General features: G+C 64.0%; 21 protein-coding genes. 11 read left to right on the top strand and 10 right to left on the bottom strand.

Annotated elements, in window-relative coordinates; all coding sequences use genetic code 11:
• The first annotated feature begins 2 nt into the window (after positions 1–2).
• The 8 genes from AC0L2M_RS11570 to AC0L2M_RS11605 all read left to right on the top strand — a co-directional run bounded on the left by AC0L2M_RS11570 (position 3) and on the right by AC0L2M_RS11605 (position 10,955).
• Entirely contained in the window at positions 3–1,163 is a 1,161-nt protein-coding gene (locus AC0L2M_RS11570; RefSeq protein WP_473534903.1) for an ABC transporter permease, read from the top strand.
• Entirely contained in the window at positions 1,163–2,089 is a 927-nt protein-coding gene (locus AC0L2M_RS11575; protein ID WP_287063052.1) for an ABC transporter permease, read from the top strand. The genes AC0L2M_RS11570 and AC0L2M_RS11575 overlap by 1 nt, the downstream gene beginning before the upstream one ends.
• Positions 2,090–2,114: 25 nt before the next feature.
• Positions 2,115–2,816 (top strand): biuret amidohydrolase, encoded by a 702-nt coding sequence (gene biuH, locus AC0L2M_RS11580; RefSeq protein WP_287374995.1) that lies wholly within the window; start codon positions 2,115–2,117, stop codon positions 2,814–2,816.
• A gap of 10 nt (positions 2,817–2,826) precedes the next feature.
• A complete protein-coding gene (locus tag AC0L2M_RS11585; protein ID WP_473535010.1) occupies positions 2,827–4,356 on the top strand; it encodes an ABC transporter ATP-binding protein in 1,530 nt (509 codons plus the stop codon).
• Entirely contained in the window at positions 4,356–5,024 is a 669-nt protein-coding gene (locus AC0L2M_RS11590; RefSeq protein ID WP_473534904.1) for a cysteine hydrolase family protein, read from the top strand. Before AC0L2M_RS11585 ends, AC0L2M_RS11590 begins: the two co-directional genes overlap by 1 nt.
• Positions 5,017–5,367 (top strand): cupin domain-containing protein, encoded by a 351-nt coding sequence (locus AC0L2M_RS11595; RefSeq protein ID WP_473478737.1) that lies wholly within the window; start codon positions 5,017–5,019, stop codon positions 5,365–5,367. Before AC0L2M_RS11590 ends, AC0L2M_RS11595 begins: the two co-directional genes overlap by 8 nt.
• A complete protein-coding gene (gene atzF / locus AC0L2M_RS11600; protein ID WP_473534905.1) occupies positions 5,364–7,172 on the top strand; it encodes an allophanate hydrolase in 1,809 nt (602 codons plus the stop codon). The genes AC0L2M_RS11595 and atzF overlap by 4 nt, the downstream gene beginning before the upstream one ends.
• A gap of 537 nt (positions 7,173–7,709) precedes the next feature.
• Complete coding sequence (locus tag AC0L2M_RS11605; RefSeq protein WP_473534906.1) at positions 7,710–10,955, top strand: winged helix-turn-helix domain-containing protein; 3,246 nt, start codon at positions 7,710–7,712, stop codon at positions 10,953–10,955.
• Between the two features lie 127 nt (positions 10,956–11,082).
• Here AC0L2M_RS11605 and AC0L2M_RS11610 read toward each other — a convergent pair whose 3' ends face one another.
• Genes AC0L2M_RS11610 through AC0L2M_RS11625 form a run of 4 tightly spaced genes read right to left on the bottom strand, consistent with a single transcriptional unit; the run spans position 11,083 to position 15,046 of the window.
• Complete coding sequence (locus AC0L2M_RS11610; RefSeq protein WP_473534907.1) at positions 11,083–12,261, bottom strand: hypothetical protein; 1,179 nt, start codon at positions 12,259–12,261, stop codon at positions 11,083–11,085.
• Between the two features lie 55 nt (positions 12,262–12,316).
• Positions 12,317–13,327, bottom strand: a complete 1,011-nt coding sequence (locus AC0L2M_RS11615; protein WP_473534908.1) for a succinylglutamate desuccinylase/aspartoacylase family protein — start codon at positions 13,325–13,327, stop codon at positions 12,317–12,319.
• A 10-nt stretch (positions 13,328–13,337) separates the two neighbouring features.
• On the bottom strand, positions 13,338–13,682 hold the full coding sequence (locus AC0L2M_RS11620; RefSeq protein ID WP_023800134.1) for a RidA family protein: 345 nt from the start codon (positions 13,680–13,682) through the stop codon (positions 13,338–13,340).
• A gap of 44 nt (positions 13,683–13,726) precedes the next feature.
• Positions 13,727–15,046, bottom strand: coding sequence for an alanine racemase (locus tag AC0L2M_RS11625; RefSeq protein WP_473534909.1), 1,320 nt, complete (start codon positions 15,044–15,046; stop codon positions 13,727–13,729).
• Between the two features lie 76 nt (positions 15,047–15,122).
• Between AC0L2M_RS11625 and AC0L2M_RS11630 the strand changes: the two genes are divergently transcribed.
• On the top strand, positions 15,123–16,064 hold the full coding sequence (locus tag AC0L2M_RS11630) for an amidohydrolase family protein (protein ID WP_473534910.1): 942 nt from the start codon (positions 15,123–15,125) through the stop codon (positions 16,062–16,064).
• On the opposite strand, the gene AC0L2M_RS11635 is transcribed toward AC0L2M_RS11630, so the two are convergent.
• Genes AC0L2M_RS11635 through AC0L2M_RS11650 form a run of 4 tightly spaced genes read right to left on the bottom strand, consistent with a single transcriptional unit; the run spans position 16,038 to position 20,548 of the window.
• Positions 16,038–17,009 carry an ABC transporter permease gene (locus tag AC0L2M_RS11635; RefSeq protein WP_128171886.1) on the bottom strand — a complete coding sequence of 324 codons (972 nt, stop codon included), beginning with the start codon at positions 17,007–17,009 and terminating at the stop codon, positions 16,038–16,040. The genes AC0L2M_RS11630 and AC0L2M_RS11635 overlap by 27 nt on opposite strands.
• Positions 17,006–17,971 carry an ABC transporter permease gene (locus AC0L2M_RS11640; protein WP_128171885.1) on the bottom strand — a complete coding sequence of 322 codons (966 nt, stop codon included), beginning with the start codon at positions 17,969–17,971 and terminating at the stop codon, positions 17,006–17,008. The genes AC0L2M_RS11635 and AC0L2M_RS11640 overlap by 4 nt, the downstream gene beginning before the upstream one ends.
• Complete coding sequence (locus AC0L2M_RS11645) at positions 17,968–19,476, bottom strand: sugar ABC transporter ATP-binding protein (protein WP_473534911.1); 1,509 nt, start codon at positions 19,474–19,476, stop codon at positions 17,968–17,970. The genes AC0L2M_RS11640 and AC0L2M_RS11645 overlap by 4 nt, the downstream gene beginning before the upstream one ends.
• A 19-nt stretch (positions 19,477–19,495) precedes the next feature.
• The gene (locus tag AC0L2M_RS11650; RefSeq protein ID WP_473534912.1) at positions 19,496–20,548 is read right to left on the bottom strand and encodes a substrate-binding domain-containing protein; all 1,053 of its coding nucleotides are present in this window, start codon (positions 20,546–20,548) and stop codon (positions 19,496–19,498) included.
• A gap of 240 nt (positions 20,549–20,788) precedes the next feature.
• Between AC0L2M_RS11650 and AC0L2M_RS11655 the strand changes: the two genes are divergently transcribed.
• Together AC0L2M_RS11655 and AC0L2M_RS11660 are read left to right on the top strand one after the other, a co-directional pair.
• Positions 20,789–21,589: an IclR family transcriptional regulator gene (locus AC0L2M_RS11655; protein WP_473534913.1), complete on the top strand. Its 801-nt coding sequence runs from the start codon at positions 20,789–20,791 to the stop codon at positions 21,587–21,589.
• Between the two features lie 558 nt (positions 21,590–22,147).
• Positions 22,148–22,912, top strand: coding sequence for an SRPBCC family protein (locus tag AC0L2M_RS11660; protein WP_473534914.1), 765 nt, complete (start codon positions 22,148–22,150; stop codon positions 22,910–22,912).
• A gap of 182 nt (positions 22,913–23,094) precedes the next feature.
• On the opposite strand, the gene AC0L2M_RS11665 is transcribed toward AC0L2M_RS11660, so the two are convergent.
• Together AC0L2M_RS11665 and AC0L2M_RS11670 are read right to left on the bottom strand one after the other, a co-directional pair.
• A complete protein-coding gene (locus AC0L2M_RS11665; protein ID WP_473534915.1) occupies positions 23,095–23,676 on the bottom strand; it encodes a DUF1349 domain-containing protein in 582 nt (193 codons plus the stop codon).
• A 77-nt stretch (positions 23,677–23,753) separates the two neighbouring features.
• A complete protein-coding gene (locus AC0L2M_RS11670) occupies positions 23,754–25,271 on the bottom strand; it encodes a S10 family peptidase (protein WP_473534916.1) in 1,518 nt (505 codons plus the stop codon).
• Positions 25,272–25,349: the final 78 nt, after the last annotated feature.

Consider the following 25,349-nt stretch of genomic DNA (forward strand, 5'->3'; position numbering starts at 1 on the left):
CCATGGCAGACACCGTGAGCAGCGCGAGCGTGCCAGTGATGCTCGGCGCCAAAAGCTATCCGACGGCGCTCGAATGGATCGCCCGGCGGGCGGAAGCCCTCGTCATCCCGCTCGCGGCCCTGATTGTCGGCATGGCCCTGTTCAGCCTGTTCATCGCGCTGGTCGGCAAATCGCCGGCGCAGCTCTATGAAACGATGTGGCGCGGCGGCTTCGGCTCGTGGTTCTCGGTCCAGAACTCGCTGTCGCGGGCCGCACCCTTGCTGCTTGCGGCGCTCTGCGTGGCGCTGCCGGCCCGGCTCGGCCTTGTCGTCATCGGCGGCGAAGGCGCGATCGTGCTGGGCGGCGTTGCCGCGGCTGCCATGGGCGTGGCCGCCAGCGGCGCCCCCGCCTTTTTCGTTATTCTTGCCATGGGCGTGGCGGGCCTGGCCGCCGGCGGCATCTGGATCGGTGCCGTCGGCGCGCTACGCCACTACCGTGCCGTCAACGAAACCATATCGAGCCTTTTGATGGCCTATATCGCCATCGCCCTGATGAACCATCTGGTGGAAGGACCGCTGCGCGATCCCGCCTCGCTCAACAAACCGTCGACCGAGCCGTTGGCTGAGGCCTACCGCATCGGCAACATTCCCGGCATGGACGTGCATTGGGGCCTGGTCGTCGGCATCATCGCCTGCATTCTGTCCTGGCTGCTGATCGAAAAGACCCGCTGGGGGTTCGCCGCCCGCATCGCTGGCGGCAATGTCAGGGCAGCCCAGGTGCAGGGACTTGCCGTTGGACCGCTGATTGTCGGTTTCACCGCGCTGGCCGGCGGCTTTGCCGGCCTTGCCGGCATGCTGGAAGTCGCCGCCGTGCAAGGCAGCGCCAACGCCTCGCTCGCCGCCGGCTATGGGTATACCGGTATCCTGGTCGCCTTCCTCGCCCGCCACAATCCGCTCGCCATCATCCCGGTCGCCTTCCTGCTTGGCGGCATCGACGCCTCCGGCGGGCTGATCCAGCGCCGCATGGACCTGCCCGATGCCACCGTGCTGGTGCTGCAGGGCATGCTCTTCGTCGTCATCCTGTTCAGCGAAACCTTCTACGGCCGCTTCAAGGCCTTCAATCCCGACCTCTGGCAGAGGGTCGATCTCTTGAAAAGGCCCGATCTCCTGAAGGGAACTGCCTGATGGACGCAACCGAGATCGGCCTCTGGGGCGTTCCGCTCGCCATGCTCGGCGGCGCCATCCGGGTGTCGACGCCCTTCATCTTCGTGTCGCTGGGCGAAGCCATTACCGAACGCTCGGGGCGCATCAATCTCGGTCTCGAAGGCACACTGGTGTTCGGCGCGATGACCGCCTATGCCGTCGCGGTGATGACCGGCTCACCATGGCTCGGTCTGCTGGCCGCCGCAGCCGCCGGTCTTTGTTTCGGCCTGTTCCACGGCTGGATCTGCAGATTCCGTGGCGTCAACGACATCGCCATCGGCATTGCGCTGATGCTGTTCGGCTCGGGTCTCGCCTTCTTCTTCGGCAAACCGTTCATCCAGCCCTCGGCGCCCGACCTGCCGGCCATCCCGTTTGGCGGCTGGTCCGACGTTCCGCAGGTGCAGGCGGCGCTCAACGTCAATGTGCTGTTCCTGATCGGCGCAGCACTTGCCGTATTCCTGTGGTGGGCTTTCCGCAACACCCGGGCCGGCCTGATCCTGCGCGTGGTCGGCGACAGTTCCGACGCCGCGCGCGCCATGGGCCTCAACCCGAATACGGTGCGCCTCATCGCCACCGGCATCGGTGGCGCGCTGGCCGGCATCGGCGGCGCCTATCTGTCGCTCTATTACCCCGGCAGCTGGACCGAAGGCATTTCGTCGGGCCAGGGGCTGATGGCAGTGGCGCTGGTCATCTTCGCGCGCTGGAACCCACTCGGCTGCTTTGCCGCCGCGCTGCTGTTCGGCGGGGCCGGCGCGCTGGGGCCGGCGCTGCAATCGGTCGGCGTCACGCAAGGCTACTATCTGTTCTACGCCGCACCCTACATTCTCACCCTCGTCATCATGATCGCCACCTCGTCGCCGAGCCGTTCGCTGGCCGGCGCGCCGGGCGAACTGTCGATCACCAAATGACGTTTCCAGACTGGAGTTTTTCTCAATGAACGCCAGAGCCGAGGTCACGCAGCGCTACATCGATGCCGATCCCTATCCATGGCCCTACAATGGCGAGCTTCGGCCCGACAACACGGCGCTGATCATCATCGATATGCAGACCGATTTCTGCGGGCCGGGCGGCTATGTCGATCATATGGGCTACGATCTCTCGCTGGTGCGGGCGCCGATCGAACCGATCAGATCAGTGCTGTTTGCCATGCGGGCGAAGGGCTACACCATCATTCATACGCGAGAGGGCCACCGGCCCGATCTCGCCGACCTGCCGGCCAACAAGCGCTGGCGCTCGCGCCGCATCAATGCCGGCATCGGCGACCCCGGACCTTGCGGGCGCATCCTGGTGCGCGGCGAGCCGGGCTGGGACATCATCCCCGACCTCTATCCGGCCGAAGGCGAGCCGATCATCGACAAGCCGGGAAAGGGCTCGTTCTGCGCCACCGACCTGGAACTGATCCTCAACCAGCGCGGCATCGAAAACATCGTGCTGACCGGCATCACCACCGACGTCTGCGTGCATACGACGATGCGCGAAGCCAACGACCGCGGCTTCGAATGCGTGATGCTGGAGGATTGCTGCGGGGCGACCGACTACGGCAACCATCTCGCCGCGATCAAGATGATCAAGATGCAAGGCGGCGTGTTCGGCGCGGTGTCGAACTCGGTGTCCTTCGTTGCGCAGTTGCCATGAGGGTGTCGTGATGCGTGAAAGCGGCAAGAAGGCAGTCGGCGTCGAGACGATCGGCATGAGCATGCGCTTCGGTGCCTTCACCGCGCTGGACGACGTCTCCATCAAGGTGCCGGCGGGATCGTTTCATGCGCTGCTTGGCGAAAACGGCGCGGGCAAGTCGACGCTGGTCAAATGCATCATGGGCTTTTATCACCCGACCGCCGGCGACATTCTGGTCGACGGCCGCGAGATCGGGATCGCCGGTCCGAAGGACGCCTCGGCGCTCGGCCTCGGCATGGTCTACCAGCATTTTACCCTGGTCCCGTCGCTGACAGGTGCGGAGAACCTGGTCATTTCCCGCGAAAAGGTGCCGGGGATTATCGACTGGCGCAAGGAGCGCGCCGCACTTGCCCAGTTGATGGAGCGGATGCCGTTCAAGCTGCCGCTCGACGTCAAGGTGGCCGAACTCGCCGCCGGCGAGAAACAGAAGCTCGAAATCATCAAGCAGCTTTATCTCGGCCGCAGTTTTCTGGTGCTGGATGAGCCGACGTCGGTGCTAACCCCCGGCGAGGCGCAGGAAGTGCTGGGCCTCGTGCGCGGCATGACCAAGGCGGGCGATCTCACCGTGCTGATGATCTCGCACAAGTTCCACGAGGTGACGGCGTTTGCCGACGACATCACTGTGCTGCGCAAGGGCAGACTGACAGGAACGGGGAAAGTATCGGATTTGTCTCACAAGCAGATGGCAGCGATGATGATCGGTGACCAGCCGATCGCCGCGCTCGACAGCCGCGCTCCAGTGCCGGTCGGCGCCAGGCAAATCCTGACGGTGAAGGCGCTGAAAGCGCCCGACCGCACCGGCCTGAAAACCATCAATATCGGCGAGCTCGATGTGAAATCCGGCGAGATCGTCGGTGTCGCCGGCATTTCCGGCAACGGCCAGAAGGAATTTCTAGAAGTCCTTGCCGGTCAGCGTACACGTGGTGCCGGCGACGTTCTGGTGAAGGGAACGCCCTACAGCGCCAGCCGCGCCGAGGCCCGCACGCTCAATGTGCGCTTCATCCCGGAGGAACCGTTGCGCAATGCCTGCGCGCCGAGGATGACGGTGGCGGAAAACATGGCATTCCGGACCTTCGACCTGAACGAGGCCGGCAAGCCGATAAGCTGGATCCGGATGAGCGCCATCAGGGACTATGCGACGCGGCTGGTCGAGCAGTTCAAGGTCAAGACAGCCTCGCTCGCCTCGCCGATTTCGTCGCTCTCCGGCGGCAACGTGCAGCGCGCTGTGCTCGCCCGCGAACTGACCGGCGAGGTCGATCTTCTCATCGTGTCAAACCCCTGCTTCGGCCTCGACTTCTCTGCCGTCGCCGAAATCCGCGCCCGTATCATGCGGGCACGCAACGCTGGTGCCGCGGTGCTGTTGATGTCGGAGGACCTCGACGAACTGCTGGAGCTCTCCGACCGCATCTTCGTCATGTCCGACGGGGCGCTGGTCTATGAGACGCCGATCGCACAGGCGAGCGTGCAGACGATCGGCGAGCACATGGCGGGACATCACTGATGGCGGAGATCAACGCGCTGCCGTTTCCATTTGCCTTCAAGCCTGAGGCGATGGCGCTGGTCGTCATCGACATGCAGCGCGATTTCGCCGAGCCGGGCGGCTTTGGCGCCAGCCTCGGCAACGACGTCGGCCGGGTGGCGGCGATCGTGCCAACGGTGAAGAGACTGATCCAGGGATTTCGCGCCGCCGGCCTGCCGGTGATCCACACGATGGAGTGCCACAGGTCAGACCTTTCGGACCTGCCGCCGGCCAAGCGCAATCGCGGCAATCCGTCGATCCGAATCGGCGATGTCGGTCCGATGGGCCGCGTGCTGGTCGTCGGCGAGCCGGGAACGGCGATCCTCGACGAGGTAGCCCCGCTGCCTGGCGAAATCGTCATCGAAAAACCCGGCAAGGGCGCGTTCTACGCTACCAGCTTCGGCGAGGACCTGAAGCGGCTCGGCGTGCAGCAGCTCGTCTTCGCCGGAGTTACGACGGAAGTCTGCGTGCAGACGACGATGCGCGAAGCCAACGACCGCGGCTACGAATGCCTGCTGGCCGAGGATGCGACGGAAAGCTATTTTCCGGAATTCAAGGCGGCCGCGCTGGCCATGATCAGGGCGCAGGGCGCGATCGTCGGCTGGACGGCGATGACGGACCAGGTGCTCAAAGGAATTGCCGATGCCTAACATTGCATACCCGGCTCTCATCCATGGGGGCTGGCGAGATCTGGCATTCGAGCATTTTCGCGACGGCATCACGGTGCATTGGCTGCTCAAGGGCGGACCGGCCGAACCCTCCGTCGCGATCCTGAACTATCGGCCCGGCGCCGGCGTGCCGCGCCATCGTCATGTCGCACTGGAAACCATCGTTGTGTTGGAAGGCACCCAGAGCGACGAGAATGGCGATTATCTTCCCGGAAGTGTGATCCTGAACCCGGTCGGGACCGAGCATTCGGTGTGGACGAAAGACGGCTGCGTCGTGCTGATCCAGTGGAATCTGCCGGTGGTCATTCTGGACGAGACGAAATGAGCGACATCCGCTTCGATATCGGCAGCCTGCACGCGAGCTATGCAACCGGCATGTCGGCCACTACCATTATTGAAACCGTGTTTCAGCGCATAGCGAAAGCGGACGATCCCGGCATCTTCATCCATCTGGCGAGCAGGGCGGACCTGCTCGCCGAAGCCGACGCACTCGGCGGGTTCGATCCCGTGGCAAAGCCGCTCTGGGGTGTACCGTTCGCGGTCAAGGACAACATCGATGTTGCCGGCATGCCGACTACGGCCGGCTGCGCCGAATATGCCTACTTGCCGGCGAAAGACGCCATCGTCGTCGCGCGTCTGAGGGCGGCCGGGGCGCTGGTCGTCGGAAAAACCAATCTCGACCAATTCGCCACCGGCCTCGTCGGCGTGCGCACACCTTATCCGGTCCCCCGAAACGCGATCGATCCGAAACTGGTGCCGGGCGGTTCCTCGTGCGGCTCGGCCGTGGCGACGGCGCACGGCATTGTTTCTTTCGCGCTCGGCACCGATACCGCAGGATCCGGCCGCATTCCCGCCGGCCTCAACAACATCGTCGGGCTGAAGCCGACCGTCGGCGCGCTGTCGGCCACAGGCGTGGTGCCGGCCTGCCGCACGCTCGACTGCGTCTCCGTCTTCGCGCTCACCGTCGATGACGCCTACAGCGTCTTCAGGGCGGCGGCGGCCAAAGATGACGTCGATCCTTATTCGTGCGCTATCGCGGCGCTGCCGCTTGGTCCGTGTCCACCCGCGCTGACCGTCGGGGTTCCTGCAAAAGCGGATCGGGAATTTTTTGGCGACGCGGCCATGCAAGCGGGATTCGAAACGGCGCTGCGGACGCTGGAACAGCTCGGCTGCCGACTGATCGAAATTCCCTTCGGCGATTTCTACGCTACCGCCAACCTGCTCTACGAAGGCGCCTGGGTGGCCGAGCGCTATGCGGCGATCGCGGATTTCATGGACGTGAGCGAGGCAGCCATGCACCCGGTAACGCGCACAATCATCGGCGGCGCACGAAAACTTTCCGCGGCGGATGCTTTCAAAGGCCTCTATGCGCTGCAGGCCCACAAGGCCAGGCTCGCGCCTGTCATCGCCTCGGTCGACCTTTTCTGCGTGCCGACGGCGCCGACGCACTATTCGCTGGAGACTGTTTTGGCCGATCCGATCGTCACCAACAGCCGGCTCGGCACCTACACCAACTTCGTCAATCTGCTCGATATGTGCGGCATCGCCGTGCCGACGGGCAAGCGCGACGACGGTCTGCCGATGAGCGTTACCTTGCTTGCTGCCGCCGGCAAGGACGCCCTGACGGCGGCGCTCGCCCGTGATGTCCATCGAGCCAGCGGTCTCGGCCTTGGCGCGACTGGTTGGGCAATGCCTGCCTGCGTCGCCAAGACCCCTGACGTCGATGACGGCATGATCGAGCTCGTGGTCGTCGGCGCGCATTTGTCGGGGATGCCGCTCAATGGCCAGCTCTGCGCGCTTGGCGCGCGATTGAGCAGGGCCGCCAAGACGGTTGCCTCCTATCAGCTCTATGCGCTCGCCGGCCAGTCCGTGCCCAAGCCAGGGCTCGTGCGTGTTGCCGATGGCCACGGGAAGTCGATCGATGTCGAGGTTTGGCGGCTTTCACCAGACGCGTTCGGACGCTTCGTGGCCGCGATCCCGCCGCCGCTCGGCATAGGCACGATCGAGCTCGATGACGGGACATCGGCCAAAGGCTTTCTGGTTGAGACCGCCGGGTTGTCAGAGGCAATCGACATTTCGGCCTATGGCGGTTGGCGCAGCTTCATCGCAAAAGCCAGCGGAGAGCGATAGGAAAGCGTCCCGGCCGATTGAACGACCGGCCGTTCGCACCGGCAACGTCAGCGCGAGCTCAAATCGTAGCAGCGATGCTCGGCTTGCAGTTGGTACGGCGAGCCAGCACACCGAATTCCGCGAGCGATCCGTATGTGCGCGTGCTCTAAAGTTGCACTGTGATTTGGCAGGCGTCGCCAGGCGCCTGCGACCGCCGGAGACGTCGCGATGCGAACAGGCCGTGCAGTTGCCCCAACAGATTCCGTCGGGACTTATCAGGCCCGGAGATGCTTCGTGTTGTCAGGTTTTCCTTCACGCTGTTTTCTGTCGAGGGCCGCGGCGAGGTCGCCCATTGCCGCTCGCAATTCGGCCGCGTCTGCTGCCTGATGTCGCGGTCGCGCAGGCATCCAGTCGACGCTTACAGCAGGCCGTTGCCGCTTCATCTGCGAAGCCCCTACGAATTGTCGCACGATTGCGCTACCCTAAGGTCAATCTGGGCGGCGGGACGGTCATCACGGCACGACCCGACGCTCGATGATTGGTCGAGCGGGAGCCCCGATGACCGCCCTAGACGCCATTGACGCCGATGCGAGGCGCCCGCTCTCGGGCACAGGCCGGATCGCCAAGCTGGCAGCGCCGCGCAGCGCCAGGATATTGAGGCGGAACCGCGTTCTCGAAGCGATCGGTCAAAAATCGCGTTCGAGCGTATGCTGGGTGGCCGCGCCGGCCGGCTACGGCAAGACGACGGCGGTCATCGACTACCTCGAAAGCGTCGCGGCACCGCATGTGTGGTTCCGCATCGACGAGGGCGACCAGGATATCGCGCGCTTCTTTCAATATCTGGCGCAGTCACTCGCCTCACCCGCGGTTGGAGACATGCCGGTGTTCGGCGTCGAGTATGCCGAGCAGCCGAAGGAATTCGCCAGGCGCTTCTTCAGAGCCTATTTCGCGCGGTTGAAGCCCGGCACCATTCTGGTCCTCGACGATTTGCAGGACGCCGACACGCCCGAATTCCGGGCGGTGCTTTCGGTGATGTTCCGTGAACTTCCTGACACGGTCCGCTGCATCTGCATCTCGCGCACGCTGCCCCACAACGAACTGAGCGACCTCGTCCTCAAGGGCCAAGTGGCCGTCGTCGACAGGTGGGCGCTCGAATTCTCGACATCGGAAGCACGCGATTTCGTCAAGCTGCGGTCGAGGAACGGCGCCGTTCCAGTCGATGTCGAGGCGGCGCGCGGCTGGGCGATCGGGCTGGTTCTCCTCGCCGATCACGGCTCGACGGTCGGCCCTGACGACACGACCGGGACACCCGGCGGGCAGAATGCCCTGTCGGACGTTCTCGGCCGCCATTTCTTCCTTTCTCTTCCCGCCGCCGACCAGGACATGCTGCTGAAACTCAATCTGCTGCCCGAAATCAGCGCCGAACTGGCGGACGTGATGATCGGGTCGAGCGAAGCGGGCAAGCTGCTCGACAGGCTCTACAGGCGGCAGTTGCTGGTCACGCGAACGGAAAACAGCCGCGACGTTTTCCACCTGCACGATCTCTTGCGGGACTTCCTCGACCGACGCTTCGCACAGCGTGTGACGGCAGAAGAGCAGAAGTCGCTCAAACAAAGGGCGGCAAAGGTGCTCGCCGACGCCGGTCGTCATGACGAAGCCATACACCTCGCCTTGCAGGCAGAGGACTGGGACCAGGCGAGCGGACTCATGCTGAGCCGGGCGGAGACCGTGCTGGCGCAGGGACATCGAACGACCTTCATCGAATGGGCCGGCCGGTTGCCGGAAGCGTTCATGAACGGCTGGCATTTCTATTGGCTGGGCGTGGCCCACATGCCGAACGACGCCGCGGCAGAGCACTGGCTGTCGAAGGCATGGCATGCCTTTGGCGAGGCCGAAGATCAGCGCGGGCTTTGTCTTGCGGTGTCGCGCGCGGTTCTGGTCAAGACGGACAGTTGGCGCACCTATGAGGGTCTTTCGGTCTGGACCCGCCGGGCGTTCGAAATCATCGAGCGGGGCCTGCCAAAACTGCCTTCCGAGGAAGCGATGCTGGTGCGCATCGGCATGGTGCGGGCGCTAAACTTCGGCGACGACTACTACCGCAACAGCCCGGACGGGCAAGCGCTGGAAACCGAACTGCTGGAGCGGCTGACCCGGAATCCCGAGCACGACCCAAGCGGCTTACGGCTGCTTGCCAGCGAAACGCTGATCGAGCATTCGGTATCGGTCATGCGGGCCGATCTGTTCACCAAGGCCGTCGACAGCGTTGTCGAGGATTTGAGCGACAAGGAGGTGCTGCCTTGGGTGCTCGGCATGTGGCTGGTCGAGTTTGGCGCCAAGAGCGGCCGTTACTTCCCGTATAAGAGACGGGGTTTTCCCTACCCGTCGGCCGAAGCGGCGTTGCGGGAGGCGATCGCGATTGGCGAGCGCGAGTCGCTCAAGGGTGTGGAGTTCGGTGGCCTGTATCATCTTCAGATGCAGATGAAGTTCCGCAACGACTTTGCCGAGCTAGACCAGGTGGTCGAGCGGCTGGCCGAGATCGCCGACAGCCGTTTCAGCACACAGGTCGCCATCGTCGCCAATTGCTATGCCGCGCTTCATGCCAGGCAAGGCGATTTCGCGGCCGCCTATGAGGATTGCGAGCGCTTCATGGCGGCGAGCGAGGCCGCCAACGAGCCGATGGTCGAGCGCTGGGCGCACTGCATCACGAAGTTCCAGGTGCTTCTCGCCGACAGGAAGCCGCGCGAAGCCGCAGCGCTGCTCAGCGACCTGCTGCCGCGGCTGGATGGCGGCGCCCGCAAGCGAACCGAAATATGCATTCTCGCAGCGGCCGCGCTGGAGAGCCTGTGCAATCAGGGTCCACGCTACGGCAATCAGCTGAAGGTCTTCATGGAGGCGCTGCGCGACGTCAGCTGGCCAATGGTGCTCCTCAACGTTCCGGAATTGCTCGCCGAACTGCTTGGCGATGCGCTTGAGCGCGGCATCGAGCCCAAGCTTTGCCGGTCGCTTATCCGGGAACGCCGATTGGACGCGCCGCAACGGCGGCCCACGGCCTGGCCATGGCCGCTCAAGGTCCACGTCCTCGGAGGCTTTCGGCTCGAACTCGATGGAAACCCTCTTAATCTCGGCGCCAAGCCATCGACGAAGGCTCTCGACATCCTGCGGGTACTGGCGATCTCGAAAGACAATACCTGTTCGCTGGAGACCGTTCAGGACTGGCTGTGGCCCGACCTCGACGGCGACCAGGCGCGGGCGGCATGCGAGCAGGCGCTGCATCGGCTACGCAAGCTGCTCGGGCGGACCGACCTCATCGTTCAGCGCGAAGGCAAGCTTCGCCTCGCGTCGGACAAGGTCTGGGTCGACCTCGCCGACTGGGATGCACGGCTCAAATCCGTAACGACAGCCAATGGCGAGGCGGCCGGGCTGCGACCGGAAGCGGAAGCGCTGTTCCTCGCATTCCCCGGTCCGTTGTTCCTGCACGAGCGAGCCAGCTTCTGGTCGCTCGCCGCAGCTGAAAAAGTGCGTCGCGATCTGATCGATCTTGGATTGCGGATCGGCCAGCGGCTGGAGACAACCGGGAACGTCCAGGAAGCGCGCTCGATCTATTTGAGGGCGCTGGACCTCTATCCGGATGCCGGACCCGTCTACAAGGCGCTGATCAGGGAGCGGCTGTCGCGCGGTGATGTCGAAGGCGCGGTCGACGACTATGCGCGCTACGAACGGGCGCTGCGTGGTGCCGGCGAAGCGGCGCCAGCTGCGGAAATACGCGCCTTGGTCGAACCCTATCTTGTGCGGCACACGCGCTGAAGACGGTGTCTTGCGCAATGACAGGTCGCGAGGCAGGACAACTCTGTCATGCATAACAATGACTTAAAGCGCCTCGCATGAATCCATTCAGCCGCGACGCGCTTTCGACTGCACTCGATCGTTTTGCTCAGCCAGGTCGTGCTGCACGCACCCAATCGAGTCGTGCGGCGGGGACAAGGCCGTAATTGTAAAAATTGATACCGTCGACGTCCGGCGCCAGCGCCGGCTTCACCTTGGCGGCGAGGTTTTCAGGGCCCGCCATTTCCGGATAGAAGAGCCGGTACCCGGCGCCGAGGAATATCTCTGCTCCGAGTGCGGCACGGCCAGCCGCCATCAGGCCCGTCACGTCGCCGGCCTGCATGTCGTAGGCACAAAGGATCGCCCCGTCGCAGACCTTGCCGAGCGCTGCCAGATCGCACCCGCCGAGCCAGCCGTCTCTCAGGTCGATGACGAGGACACGGGTCCCCGGATCGGCAACCTCGCGCAGTTCGGCGACAAGGCTGGTCACCGGCTCGAACCGCCACAACAGATAGGCGTGGAGTTGCGGCCAGGGCAGAAAGGTGTCGAGGCCACTTGCGGGAAATTGTGGAAAGCGCCGTTCAGGCACCGCGCGCTCGCACGCCTCGGCAATCCACTGCTTGACGAGGTCACGCGCCGCCTGGCCTTCGATGCCGGCACAAGCGGCGCGGGCGAGGCAGGACGGACAGAAGCACAGCGACAGAAGAAAGTCGTCTTCCGGCGTCAGCCCGACACCATCCTTCTCATGATGGTATTCATGGGCAAAGCCCATGAAAGACGGGCTTTCAAGTTCGATTCTGTCCGGCTTATAAGTGTGCGTAACGTCGGCGACGAGCGCGCGGACATAAGCGCGCGCATCCGGATGCGACGGGCACAGATTGTAATAATTGGGATCGCCAAAGGCGTTGCGGGTGACGGCCTGCGGATAAAGCATGCCGAGGCGGGTATTGTGCAGGCAGACCGTCCAGCACGACACCTGGAGGCCGCCTGCCTCGCGCCGTTGGATAAGTTCGGCCAGAACGTCGCCACCTTCCGTGATCATTTCGGCCACCTTCGGCTGGATCACGAGATCGGCCCATCGGGCGGCGGTTGGCTTGAAGTAGATCGTGCCGTCCTCCGGGAAATAGGCTTTGCGACGCGGGCTGCGCGGCTGCAGGAAGCGACCGGCATGATAGGAGGTTGCGAGACTGATCATGTTGAGCCCGGCGCGCTCGACGAGATCGCGTTCGACGGCTTCCAAGCCCAGATCCTGGACATCCCAAGGGTAGGTCCACATCGAATGCTGCATGAAATATCCTCAGTTTTCTGCAATGTGGCGTGAGCAAACGCCGGTTGGTTTTCTGTCAGCCTTCCACCGGCTCGGCGACCTGCAAAAGGCAATCTCCTGCCTCGCACATCGTGTGTAGCCTGCGCGAAAGCACGATACCGCCTTCGGCGAAATGCAGGGCTTCCTCGGCAAGATCGAGCCGTTCGAGGTCGTGATACCAGCCGGCCAATTGTCCGGCGCTGACGCCGTCGCCGAGCCTGACGGCGGGTTCGAACCAGCCGCGGCGGGTGGCGTAGAGGCCCTGACCGTGCCGGGAGAGCGAGAGCAGTCGCGTCGGCGCCGAAGGCTTTAACTCCGGCGAAAGAACCGGCGCCTCGACCACGCCAACGGCGACCATCAGATTGTCGATCGCGCGAGCGGTAATCGCCATCGTATCGACTGTGGCGGTGCCGCCGCCGCCGAACTCGCCGCTGATGCCAATGGCGCCGGCCCGGCGGGCGGCGCCCATCGAGGTCGGCGAGGCCTGACCATTGTCGGCCACGAAGCCATACGGCATGCCGAGCGTCCGCATCAGTTCCACCCCGCGCCTGTGGCGGTCGGGATCGGTATTGCGCTCGACGAGTGCTGTAGGCAGATGTTCCATCGAGGTGCCCCCCGAATGGATGTCAAAGACGATGTCGTGGCGAGGGAACAGTTCCGTCTCGAGGAAACTGGCGAGCCGGCTTGTCGGTGTGCCCAACGGATCGCCTGGAAAGGCTCGGTTGAGATTGCCGCCATCGAGCGGCGAACAGCGTTTGGCGGCCATCACCGCCGGTGCGTTCGCCATCGGCAGTATGGTGACGCGGCCCTTGATCCGCTCGGGATCGAGCCGGCGGACCAGCTTCGCCAGCGACAGCTCGCCCTCATATTCGTCACCGTGATTGCCGGCCATCAGAAGCAGCGACGGCCCCTCACCGTTGCGTATGAGGCAGATCGGGACCTTGACCTGGAAATAGGGCGAACGGTCTATCGAGAAGGGCATGCTGAGATAGCCTGATGTCTTGCCGTCCCGGTCGAAGTCGAGCGTATGGATGAGTCCGGTGTGCATGGCGAAAAACTCAGATGGCGGCGATCGCTGTGACCTCAATGCGGAGGTCGGGATCGGCGAGACGTGCCTCGACGCAGGCCCGCGCCGGCAGGCGTTGGGGATCCACCCAGGCATCGTAGATGCTGTTCATGGCGTCGAAGTCTCCGATTTGCGGCAGGAAGATGTTGACCGCCACAAGCTTCGACTTGCTGCTGCCGGCCTCGACCAAAAGCGCCTCGATCTTTGAGAGCACATCGCTGGTCTGGCCTTCGATGCCGGCCTTGCGATCGTCGGCGACCTGGCCTGCGATGTGGACAAGGCCACCATAGACGACCGCCTGCGACATGCGGGAGCCGGACTGGAAATACTTGATCATATTCGATCCTTTCGAGGCTCTCTTGGGGCCGCCGCAAGATTCGGTCAGCCGAAACAGGTGGGAAAGGCGTGGCGGACATGCCCGGCCGCGTCGCCGCCGAAAATCACGCGATAGCGATCGAGGCAGGTGCAGGGATGGGAGATGCCGAATTCAATGATGTCACCAACGGCAATGTCGTCGCCCGGCGCGATTGTCAGGAAGGCGTGCTGGTCGTTGAGCTTGAAGACCTCGGCGCGCGCTACCGGCAGCGGCCTGCCGGTCCGGAAGACCGCGAGCACCATCGGAAAGCCCTGATCGAACGACACGTCGCGCATGCCCATGCCGCAGATCGCCAGGCCGGGCTCCGGCCGCGACAGCACCTCGGCCCACAGGCGCAAAGCCGGACGAAACGAATTTCGTGCGGAAACGCTGACGCCGCCGACCGCAAAGCCGTTGCGCGCGTCAAGTGCGCCAAGCGAGCGATCATAGACACCATGGTCGTGGAAGAAGATGGCGCCGCTGCGCAACACCAGCGTCGCATTGCCGTCCCTGGAAACGGCCGGCGAAAGCGCGGCGACCACTTTGTCGAACAAAACCGAGCCGCCGGCCGTGACGATCAGCGGCACGTCGCCGCCGGCGCGGGCGCGCAGCCGCAGGAACATGTCGGCGGTCATCGCCAGCAGAGCCGAGATCGCCTCCTCGGTGCGGCCGGGGTCGGGTTGCGCCGCGGCACCTTCGTAGGTGGCAACTCCGGCAATCAGCAGCCGTCCGCCGGCTGCATCAACTGCATCGGCGATCGCCTCGGCTTCGCCAGTGGTCCTGGCGCCTGCCCTCCCCGCACCGAGTTCGACAAGCACGCGCAACGGCGGCAGCATTGCATTGGCCCGCCAGGCTTCGGCGAGCGCATTCACGGCACCGACAGAGTCGGCGAAGACGAAGAGCTCGACGCCTGGCCAGGCGCCAACCAGCGCCGCGAGCCGGTTCGCACCTCCTGATCCACCAACCTCGTTGGCGACGATCAGTCGTGTGAGGCCGGCCCTGAGCATCACCGCGGCTTGTCTAATATCCGCGACGGTCGTTCCCCATGCTCCGGCCTCTACCAACGATCGGGCAAGGTCGGGCGCCATCGGGGTTTTGGCATGCGGCGCGACCATGGCGCCCTGTTCGCGCGCGTAGCGCAGGAACAGGTCACGATTGGCGGTGAAGGCCTCCTCGTCGAGGGTCAGCACCGGCAACGACATGCGTCCATCAGCCGGATGCCAGCGCTGAGATGCGACAAGGCTGCTGTCCAGCCCGAAGGTGCCGGGCGGCACGCCGCGGATGCGGTCGTCCAGCAGGAAATTTTCACGGATCGCGAGCGCCGGCACGGGTGAGTTTTCGGTCATCCGATGCTAGTCCTTTCGCCTTCGCAGGATGAAGCCCGGATCAATTCCGATGCCGGCCACAGCATGAGAGAGATGCGTGTCAAAGCCTTACTCCGGACCGATCATCGATGCCCACCATCATCTTTGGGATCTCGGCCTCGGCCGCCATCCGTGGCTCGCCACAACGGCTGGCGAGCGCGGCGGCCTGGGCGAGCTTAGCCCGTTGCGGCGAAACTATCTTCCTGAGGATTATTTGCGCGACGCCAGCCGGCACAATGTCGTCGCCACAGTTCATGTCGAAGCCGGATGGGCCGGCGACGACTGCGTCGGCGAGACGCGGTGGCTTGAAACGCTCGAAAAGTCGCGGGGCGTGGCGGCCCGCTACGTCGTTCACGTTCCGCTGGCGAACCGCCAAGCCCCGGCGCTGGTCGAGGCGCAGGCGGCATTCGACCGTGTCGTCGGCGTGCGCGACATATTGAGCTGGGATCCAGATCCTGCCCGCCGTTTCGTTGCCCGTGACGGCATCATGAACGATCCGGCCTGGCGCGCCGGCCTGGCGCTGCTTGCCGGCCATCGGCTGATTTTCGATCTGATGGTGTTTCCGCGCCAGCTCACTGGAGCCGCGCGCCTCGCAGCGGCCTATCCGAACCAGCTCTTTGTTCTCAACCACTGCGGCAGCCCGATCGACCGTGACGCCGATGGAATGCGGGCGTGGCGCGAAGCGCTTCGGCTTTTGTCGGAGCGCGACAACGTCGCCATCAAGATATCGGATCTGGTCGCCTACGATCATGATTGGACGCTCGACAGCCTGAAGCCGGTTGTCATGCATTGCATCGACTGTTTCGGCACACAGCGCGCCATGTTCGGCAGTGACTTCCCGGTGGCCGGTCTGCACGCGTCGTTCGATGCAGTATATGACAGCTTTAAGGCCATTGCCGGGGAGCTTTCCGCAGACGAGCAGACGGCGTTGTTCTTCGGCAATGCAAGGCGCATCTACCGGCTGGACGATATGTCATCGGCGGGCCTGCTCCCTGCCTGAGAGAAGCAGCAGCCCCAGGATCAGCGAACCGAAAAGGATGCTGCGCCAGCCGGGCGAGGCGTTGACGACGGTGATCAGAGCCGTGATCGTGACCAGCAGGATGGCGCCGGGAATGGTGCCGGCATAGGTGCCGAGCCCGCCGAGGATCGAGGTGCCGCCGAGCACGACGGCCGCAATCGAGGCGAGCAGATAGGGATCGCCGATCCCGACATAGCCTTGTCCGTTCATGCCGAGCACCAGCACGCCCGCAAGCCCGGAAGTGAACCCGCTGATGCCGTAGACCGCCAGGGTTGTCGAAGCGAAGGGAACGCCGGAGAGTGTCGCGGCGAGCGGGTTGGCGCCCATGGCGAAGAGCCGAGCGCCGAAAGATGTGGCATGCATTGCGGCCAGAACGATCACGGAAACGGCCACCCACAAGAGCACGCCTGCGGGTATACCGGCCGGCCGCGCATTGCCGAGCCAGCGGACCAGCGGGTTCTCGGCGGTCACGGCGCTGCCGCCGGCGATGATGATCAGCAGACCCTGCAGGAATGTCGCCATGGCCAGAGTCATGATCATCGGATGAACGCGCAACAGCGCCACGCCCAGCCCGTTCACCAGACCGATTGTCGTCGTCAGCGCAAGGACGGCAAGGACGGCAGTGAGCCCGGTCGGATCAGCCTGCCACGACAGCAGCGGCAGGCTGACGGCGCTCACCGTGACGATCGCCGCGACGGAAAGGTCGATGCCGCCGGCGATGACTACAAAGGTCTGCCCCGCCGCAACCAGGCCAATCACCGCGGCCAGTTCGACCAGATAGCGCAAATGGCCATATGCGCCGAAGCCGCGCGAGACAAAGCTCGCCGCGATCCACACCGCGGCAACGATGGCAACGGTGAGAAAGGGCCGGCTGCGCAGGATCGTCAAGGCGCGCCTGCGGGCCGCGGTTTCTTTCCATGCTGTCATTGCTGCACCTTGCGGAATTGCGGGATGGCGACCGCCCCGATGATGATGAGGCCCTGGGCGACATACTGGGCGACCGGCGTGAAGCCGAGGAAGAACATCACACTGATCATCAGGCTGAGCAGCAGGCTGCCGGCAAGCGCACCGCGCATCGTGCCTTGACCGCCGAGGAAGCCAATGCCGCCGAGCACGGCGGCGGCGATGGAATTCAGCGTGAAGGCCGTGCCGATGACCGGATCGCCCGAACCTGTTTGCGCGGCGACGAACAGGCCGGCGCCTGTGCAAAGCAGGCCGCTGATCGCGTAAGCCGCTACCCGTGCGCCATCGACCGGCACGCCGGAGCGATAGGCGCCGACCGGATTCTCGCCGGCGGCATAAAGGCTCAAGCCAAGCGGTGTGGCGAGATAGAGTTTCCACAGAAGGACGATGAGCACCAGCAGCACGAAGGCCGCGGGCGTGTTGCCGGCAAGCAGGTCCGACAGCCACTCCGGAATGGCGCCGCCGGGTCTCGGCAGGATGAGCAGCGCCGCACCGCCGATGATGAAGGAACCGGCGAGCGTCACCACGATCGCCGGCAACCGAAGTTTTACGACGATGAACCCGGTCGCGCCGCCGATGCCGATCCCGGTCAGCGCCACCGCAGCGGCACCGCCGGCTACGCCCAGCGGCCCGGTCATCGTCGTCGCGGCGATCACCGCGCCCAGGCTGACCATTGCGCCGATGGCCAGGCTGATGCCGCCGGTAAGCATGAGGATCGCCTGGGCCATGGCGACCAGCGCCAGCGGAAACCAGCTCTGGGTGAATTTGGCAAAGCCGGAAGCGGTCAACAAGCCGGGAAACAGGAAGCCATAGGCGACGAGGAACGCCATGACCACGGCGAACAGGCCGCGCACACCGACATTGCGGCGCAGCTGAACCGGCCAGTAAAGAGCGCCGGCTTGCCTTGAGGAGGCCACCGTGCTCATGCCGCCACCTGCCGCCGTTCGGCGCCCATCGCAGCGGAAACGATTGCTTCCTCGCTCAATGCGCCGCGCTCGAGCATGGCAACGATGTGGCCCTCCCGGACCACCGCGACGCGGTCGCAAAGGTGCACCAGTTCTGGCGTGTCGGAGCTGAGCAGCACGACCGCCTTGCCGGCGGCGGAGAAGTTGCGAAGCATCATGTAGATTTCGCGCTTGGTCTCTACATCGACGCCGCGTGTCGGATCGTTGAGGAGAAGCGCAAGCGGGTGGTGCGGCATCCATTTCGCCAGCGCCACCTTCTGCTGGTTGCCGCCCGAGAGGGCCTGCGCCGGCCGGTCGAGGTCGCCCTTGATGCCAAGCTGGGCAGCGAGACCTCTTGCCGTCTCGCGCTCGGCACGGCGGCTGCGCAGCTTCAGCGCCGGCAGTCTTGCGAAAGCGGGCAGCATCATATTGCTGATGATGGAATGGATCAGGTGCAGGCCTTCGCGCTTGCGGTCGGCCGGGACATAGGCGAGGCCAAGCGCGTTGGCTTTCGGCACACCGCCGGGCAGACCCGAAGCGCCGTTGACGGTCGCGCATGCCGTCCTGGCCGGAATGGCGCCGTAGAGGCCGAGCAGCAGATCTTCCTGCCCTTGCCCGACCAGGCCTCCAATGCCGAGCACCTCGCCCGTCCTGATGTCGAGATCGACGTCGCGCATCAGGCCGGCCGAAAAATTGCGAACCGAGATGGCGTTGGCAGCCGATGCCGAAGCCTGCCACTGCGGAAAAAGGTCGCCGGGGTCGCGGCCGACCATCAGCCGTACCAGCCCGCCGGCGTCGGTTCCTTCCAGGCTGCGATCAGCCGTGCAGGTGCCGTCCTTCAGGACGGTGACATGCTGGCACAGTGCCATGACTTCGTTCAGCCGGTGCGAAATGTAGAGAATAGCGATACCCTCGCCGCGCAGCCTCTCCAGCAAGTCCGTCAGGACTTTCGTTTCGGTTGCCGAGAGCGACGAAGTGGGTTCGTCGAGAATGAGAACGCGCGGCCGGCGGTAAAGCGCCTTGGCTATCTCCACCATCTGCCGGCGGCCGAGCGACAAATGTCCGACTGGTATCGAGAGCGGTTCGTGAAGCCCGACAAGATCGCATGCTGCCCTGGCCCGCACGGCGAGTTCGGGATAGTCGAGCAAACCGAACCGGCGCGGATAGGCGCCAAGGCCGATGTTCTCGGCGATGGAGAGGCTGGCCGTCAGGCTGAGTTCCTGCTGGACGACGGCGATCCCTGCCTGTTGGGCATAGGCGGGGGTCATGCGCGACACTGGGCGCCCATCGACCTCGATCGCCCCGCCGTCCGGGCGCAAGGCACCGGACAACAGGTTGATCAGCGTCGACTTTCCGGCGCCGTTCTCGCCGAGCAGCGCATGCACGCGGCCGGGCTGGAGAGCGATGGAAACGTCGCGCAGGACAGGGTTGCCGAAGAAGGACTTCGACACCCCCCGCGCGGCAAGAAGCGGAGCCCTGGCCACCAATTTCTGCGACCTTCCAGGCTTATTGTTCAGCCAGCAGCTTCTTGAACAATTCCTCGTCGTAGGGCGAATAGATGTAGCCGTCAGCCGGAAAATCGGCCGCCCGGGCGAGGTACTGATCGATGTTGGAATTGTCGATCACCGGCAGCGGGATCTTGACGAAAGCCGGCACATCCTTGCCCTCCAGCGCTTGGACGGCGGTGTAGGCGGCGAAAGCGCCGAGCCAGTTCGGCTGCATGGTCGCCCAGCTCTTGAGGCCCTTTTCCTTCCAGAGTTCGAGGAACTGACGGGCGTTCTCGCCGGTGATCGGCACTTGTTCGCGGCCCTGCTTGTCGAGGGCGAGTACCGCGCCCGCAGACAGGGCGCCGCCGAGCGACAGAATCCCGTCGATCTCGGAATTGGCGAACAGCAGGCTGGTGACGGCTTCCTGTGCAGGCGCGACATTGTAGGGGGTGTTGGTCTCGGCAAGGACCGTCACCTCAGGATGGGCCTTGAGCGCCGCGTCGGCGCCTTTGCGCCGATCGTCGCTGACCGAAACGCCGGCCGGGCCGTTGAGGATGAGAATCTTGCCCTTGCCGCCAATGGCGTCGATCAGGAACTTGGCCGCCTGGTCGCCCCACTGAGCGGAATCGGTGTTCACCTTAGCTGTGACCTGGTCGGTGTCGACGAGGCTGTCGAAGTTGATGATTGCGATGCCCTTGTCGCAGGCGTCCGCCAGCACACGCGCCGGCGCGGTCGACGAGCCGGCAATCAGGATAATGGCGTCGACGTCGGAATCGATCATCGACTGGATCTGCTGGATCTGGACGTTGGCGTCGCCCTGAGCGTCGGTCACGACAAGCTTGTCGACAAGCCCCTGCTTCTTCAGGGTCTCGACTTCGGCTTCGATCGTGCCTTGTGTCTGCTTCATCCAGGTCGGCACGGAATAGATGTTGGCCCAGCCGATCGTGTACGGCGTCTTGCGGTCGCCCTTGATGCATTTGGCGGCCGCATTGGCCTGCGAACCGCCGCCGAGGCTCAGCAGGAGACCGAGGCAAAGGGCGCTGGCTGATGCGAAAAACGATGATTTCGTCATGATTGTTCCCTTCTGAGGTTATGCCTGGACGTGCGGGATCGGGACAAGAAGACCCGCCGGTTGCCGCATCCGGAAACCGCCCGTTTTCTCATCAGAACTTTCTGCGCCTGGCTTGTTATTGTCTGATATTTCAGACAACGTGTCTCTATATCGGACAAATGGGATGCTAGACTGAGCCTTGACATCTTTCAAGCGTCTTGAGACGAGGGCCGAATTGATTTTTTTGGGGATGCGGCCGACATGAGCGATGGCGCCACTGGTCTGATCGAAACGGAAGCCGGCGCCGGGCCGCGCAATGGCGAACGCCGCCGTGGCATCGACCGCGTGATCGTGCTGCTGGAAGCGCTTTTGCGGCACCGCGCGCCGATGCGCGTCGGCGACATCGCCAAGATGATCGGCGCACCGCGTTCGACCACCTACGAAATCGCCAACAGCCTGCTCGAAGCCGAAATGCTCGAAAACGTCGGGACGGAAGGCTACGTTTATTTCGGTCGGGCCATGCATCTGTTCGGCTGGGCCTATTCGCATCACAACGCCCACTATCGGCGCATCATAGAGACGCTGGACAGGATGGCCGCGGAGACAGGCGAGACCGTGCAGTTGTGCGGCCTGCGCGGGAACAAATACATCGTTCTCGATTGCCGTGATTCTTCCGGCCCGTTCCGGATTTCAAGCGATGTCGGGGTCGAGGTGCCGATCCCGTGGACGGCGTCCGGGCGGCTCCTGCTCGGCCATATGAGCGAGCAAGAAGTGAAGGACTTCATCCCGCCTGGCGACTACAAGCTTCCCGACGGCCGCATCATTGCGCCGGCCGAATTCTTCAGCGATGTCGCTCTCGCCCGCCAGCAAGGTTTCAGCGAGACCATCGCCCTCGCCGACCGCTTCACGTGGTGCATGGCCGCGCCCATCCGCGATGGCCACGGCGCCGTCAGCAAGACCCTTTGCTTCGTATTGCCAGTCGACACACCGGAAGCGCGGCGCAGCGAATTGCTTGCCCTGCTGTGCGAACGCGCCCGCGGATTGTCGTTGGCGGGAGGCTAGGGTCAGGAATCGGCTCAGACGCCCTCGCCAAGGGAGCGCGCAAAAAATGGCCGGGCTCGAATACGGCCCGGCCAAAAAGAAGGTTTCAACCTTCAGAGGGGAACGCCGTTCAGCGGAATGGGAGGAAACCGTCGAACGGTGTTGCCTGTTTGCGCTTGTTTGGGCGGGTTGGCGACGAACAAAATTCCAAAAGCCGGCGGGATTACGAAATTCCCGTTCTGTTTGCTCTGACCTCTTCAGCCGGGTAACGCCGTTGTCTCAACCTCGTCTCACGGAGATCGGCGTAGTGCCGGCGCGCCACGTCGGGAAGCGAGCGCAGGCGACGCTTAGATCACACGACACGGCACGACGCGCCAAAGCTGCTTTCCAGCCATCCACGCCCGCGCCTTGACAAAATAATTTGTCAAGGCCAAAATGAGGTATGCTTGAGCTTTGGCGGGCGGTCGCATCGGCTCGGAGTGGCGTCGTACCGCACCTAGCCCGACCCTGTGACGCCAAACCTTGAAAGGAGTCCCCATGCCAATCAAGAAAGACGAAACCGGAAAGCGTTGGGTGGAGATGGAGTTCATCACGCCCGGCACACCCGAGCAGGTATGGCGGGCAATTGCTACGGGTCCCGGCAACACTGCCTGGTTCACAAAAACCACGATCGACGAGCATGTCGGCGGCAGGCTTCATTTCGACTTTGGTCCCAATGGCGCCTCCACCGGCCAAGTGACGACTTGGGAGCCGCCGTTCCGTTTCGGCTATGTCGAACGCGAGTGGAGCGAAGGCGCGCCGCCTGTTGCAACGGAAATCACTGTGACCAGCCGGTCGGGTGATCGTTGCGTTGTTCGCATGGTCCACTCGCTGTTTGCCTCGACCGACGACTGGGACGATCAGCTGGAAGGGTTCGAGAGCGGCTGGCCTGGCTTTTTCGAGGTGCTGCGGGTTTACCTGTCGCACTTCGCCGGTAAAAAGGCCGCCAGCTTCCTCGTCATGGCCAGCTCTGAGGCCGACCAGCTCTCGACTTGGCGGCGGCTCACCGAGGCGCTCGGTCTGGCCGGCGCAAATGTCGGCGAGGAACGGAATGGCCCGCAGCAGCCGGAGAGACTATCCGGCATAGTCGAACGCGTGCGGCAGGACGACAAGCAGCGTTTCCTCGTGCTGCGCCTGAATGCGCCTGCTCCCGGCATCGCCCTGATCGGAACCTATGCTGCCGACGGCAACACAAATGCCAGCATGGCCCTGTATCTTTACGGCGGCGACGCCGAGCAGCGCGCCGCCGACGGCGAGCCCAAGTGGCGGAACTGGTTTGGCGAAACCTTCAAGCACCCGGGCTGACGGGTGCTTCTGGAACCGCCGGCCAGAAGTTCGGCCGCCTGCGCAGGCGCTCAACCATGGCGCATTCCGATTTCAAGGTCGATCGGGATGAGGCGAACGCCCGATCGCTTCTTCGGCCGCGCATTTCGGCTGTCGGAACGATACTGCTGTGAAGCGGCGCCCCGATCCGCTGACAGGACGCGTCAGTCGTGGAGTTCCCTCGAGATCGCCGGGCCGACTGAAAAATCGCTGAATGTGACTTCGAAACCTTCACGTTGCGGCGAACAGCACATCATGCCGACATCGACTGTATTCGAGGGCGGGAAGTAGGCGAGCCGCACCGGCTTCCAGCGCTGGTCGGAGGCATCGAGATACTGAACACGGATTGTCTCGGCATGGCGGGTCAGCCGGATCCTGACGCCGTCCGGACCGGCCGGGATGCTGACCAACGACCAGTCGGAGGCATCATTGGTGACGACGACGGAAAAATAGGCGAGCCCGTCGGTGAACTCGATGCCGGCCTTGACCCAATGCGTCTCGCTCAGCCGGACCATCAGACCGGCCTGATCATAGAGCACCTTGTAGTCGCCCTTGATGGTGACCTCGGCGCTGAAATCGCCCTCGACCTGCCGGTAGAGGAAGTGGCCATTGTCACGCCAGAAGTCATAAAAAGTCTCGCGCCAGAAATCGGTCTCCTTGCCGGTTCGCACATGCACGGTGCTGTCGCCGAACGCATGATGCGGTGGCGGGTTGAGCCAAGTCAGTTCTGCAAGCTGAGATGTCATCGACTCGTTCGCCTCGCCGGTTCGTGTTGCGTCATCCGCCTCTCATGCGACGAGGCGGATTTGTCTCTTTTACGCGCTCATTTCGGCGCTTGGTAAAGCTCGGACGCGGCCTCTCTCAGCGCGCGCCGGCTCTCCGGCCTGAAATACATCATGTGGCCGCCTTCCAGCAGTTCGAGGCGGATAGGCTTTGCGCCGGGAAGCGAAGGAACCTGGCCGACAAGATAGCGTGACACCAGATAGGGCGTCACCAGGTCGGTGTAGCCGTTGACGATCAAAACACCGAGGCCGGGATTCAACGCGCGCGCCTGTTGAAGGTCATCCATCACGCCGGTATAGCCCTGACGCGTCGGGCTCGTCCCGTAATCCCAATTGCCGCTGATTTCACGGTTGAGAAGCCGATAGCTTAGATCGGTGCGGAATTTCAATTCCTCCCTGACATAGCTGACAAAGGCGGAAGTCAGCGCCGGCACGCTTCGGTCGAGCACCGGATCAGGACCGCTGGGCCTTGGACTTTCCGGGGCAACGTCTGCCGTTTCGATCGAGCCGTCATAGACGCTGAGAACATTGCCTCTTGCCCGCGCAAACTCCTTGGCGAAGAGCGCGGTGGGAATGCGCGCAAAGTTTCGTTTCACGAGTTCGAGCGGCAGACCGGTGATTTCGGCAACGCGCGGGCTCGCCAGACGTCCGCCCTGTTCGAGCCCGCTGGCAAGCGCGACGAGATAGTCGCCAAGCGCATAGCGTTCGACATCGGCCAACCGCTCCTGCAGTTCGGAACCGGTGACGCTTTGGCTGCGCAGGCGCACCGCCGCCAGCGACGGCAGCTCAAGCGCCCAGTGAAGCGGCTGGAACTCGTCGGGCCGCACGAGCGTGAATTCGAGCGCCGGCGAGATGAGCACGATGCCGCGAGGGCTGATGCCGATATCATCCTGGAGCGTCTTGGCAAGCAGTGCCGCCCGAAACCCGCCATAGCTTTCGCCGGCAAGAAACACCGGCGACGCCGTGCGGCCCGCTTGGGCCAGATAGAGCCGGATGAATGCGCCCATCGCGGCGGCGTCCTGGTTGACGCCCCAGAAGCTGCGTGCCTCGGTGCCGGGTGCTTCGCGGCTGTAACCGGTTCCGACGGGATCGACAAAGACCAGGTCGGTCATGTCGAGCCAGGTGCTCGAGTTGTCCAAAAGCCGCTGCGGCGGTGGGAGAAAACTTCCATCGGCCGCTGTCGCCATCACGCGTGGACCGAGCGCGCCAAGATGCAGATAGGCGGAAGCCGCTCCGGGACCACCGTTGAATACGAAAGTGATCGGGCGGCGGGGATCAGGTTCCCGGCTTGGCTCGGGACGCAGCGTGTAGGCGACATGAAAGATTTCCGCGGTGACGTCGCCCTTGCCGGATAGCATCGACAGCGTGCCGGCCCTTGCCTGATAGTTGAGCGTGCGTCCCGCGATCACGATCGAATGATCTGAGACCTGGGGCGGCGGGAGCAGCGACAGAACGCCGCCCGAAGGCGACGCCCGCTCGGCCACTTGCGCGTGGCCGTTTGGAAGGCCGCCAACCAGCAGCAGCATAGCAAGGGTGATTTCTAGGAGCTTGGTACGCATGGCGACTCCGCAGCGGAACGACTGCAAGCTATCACGCTGATGGCTCAGCCGAAATCACAGGACTGTGCACGCTCTCGC

This window comes from Mesorhizobium sp. WSM4806 (assembly GCF_055811635.1).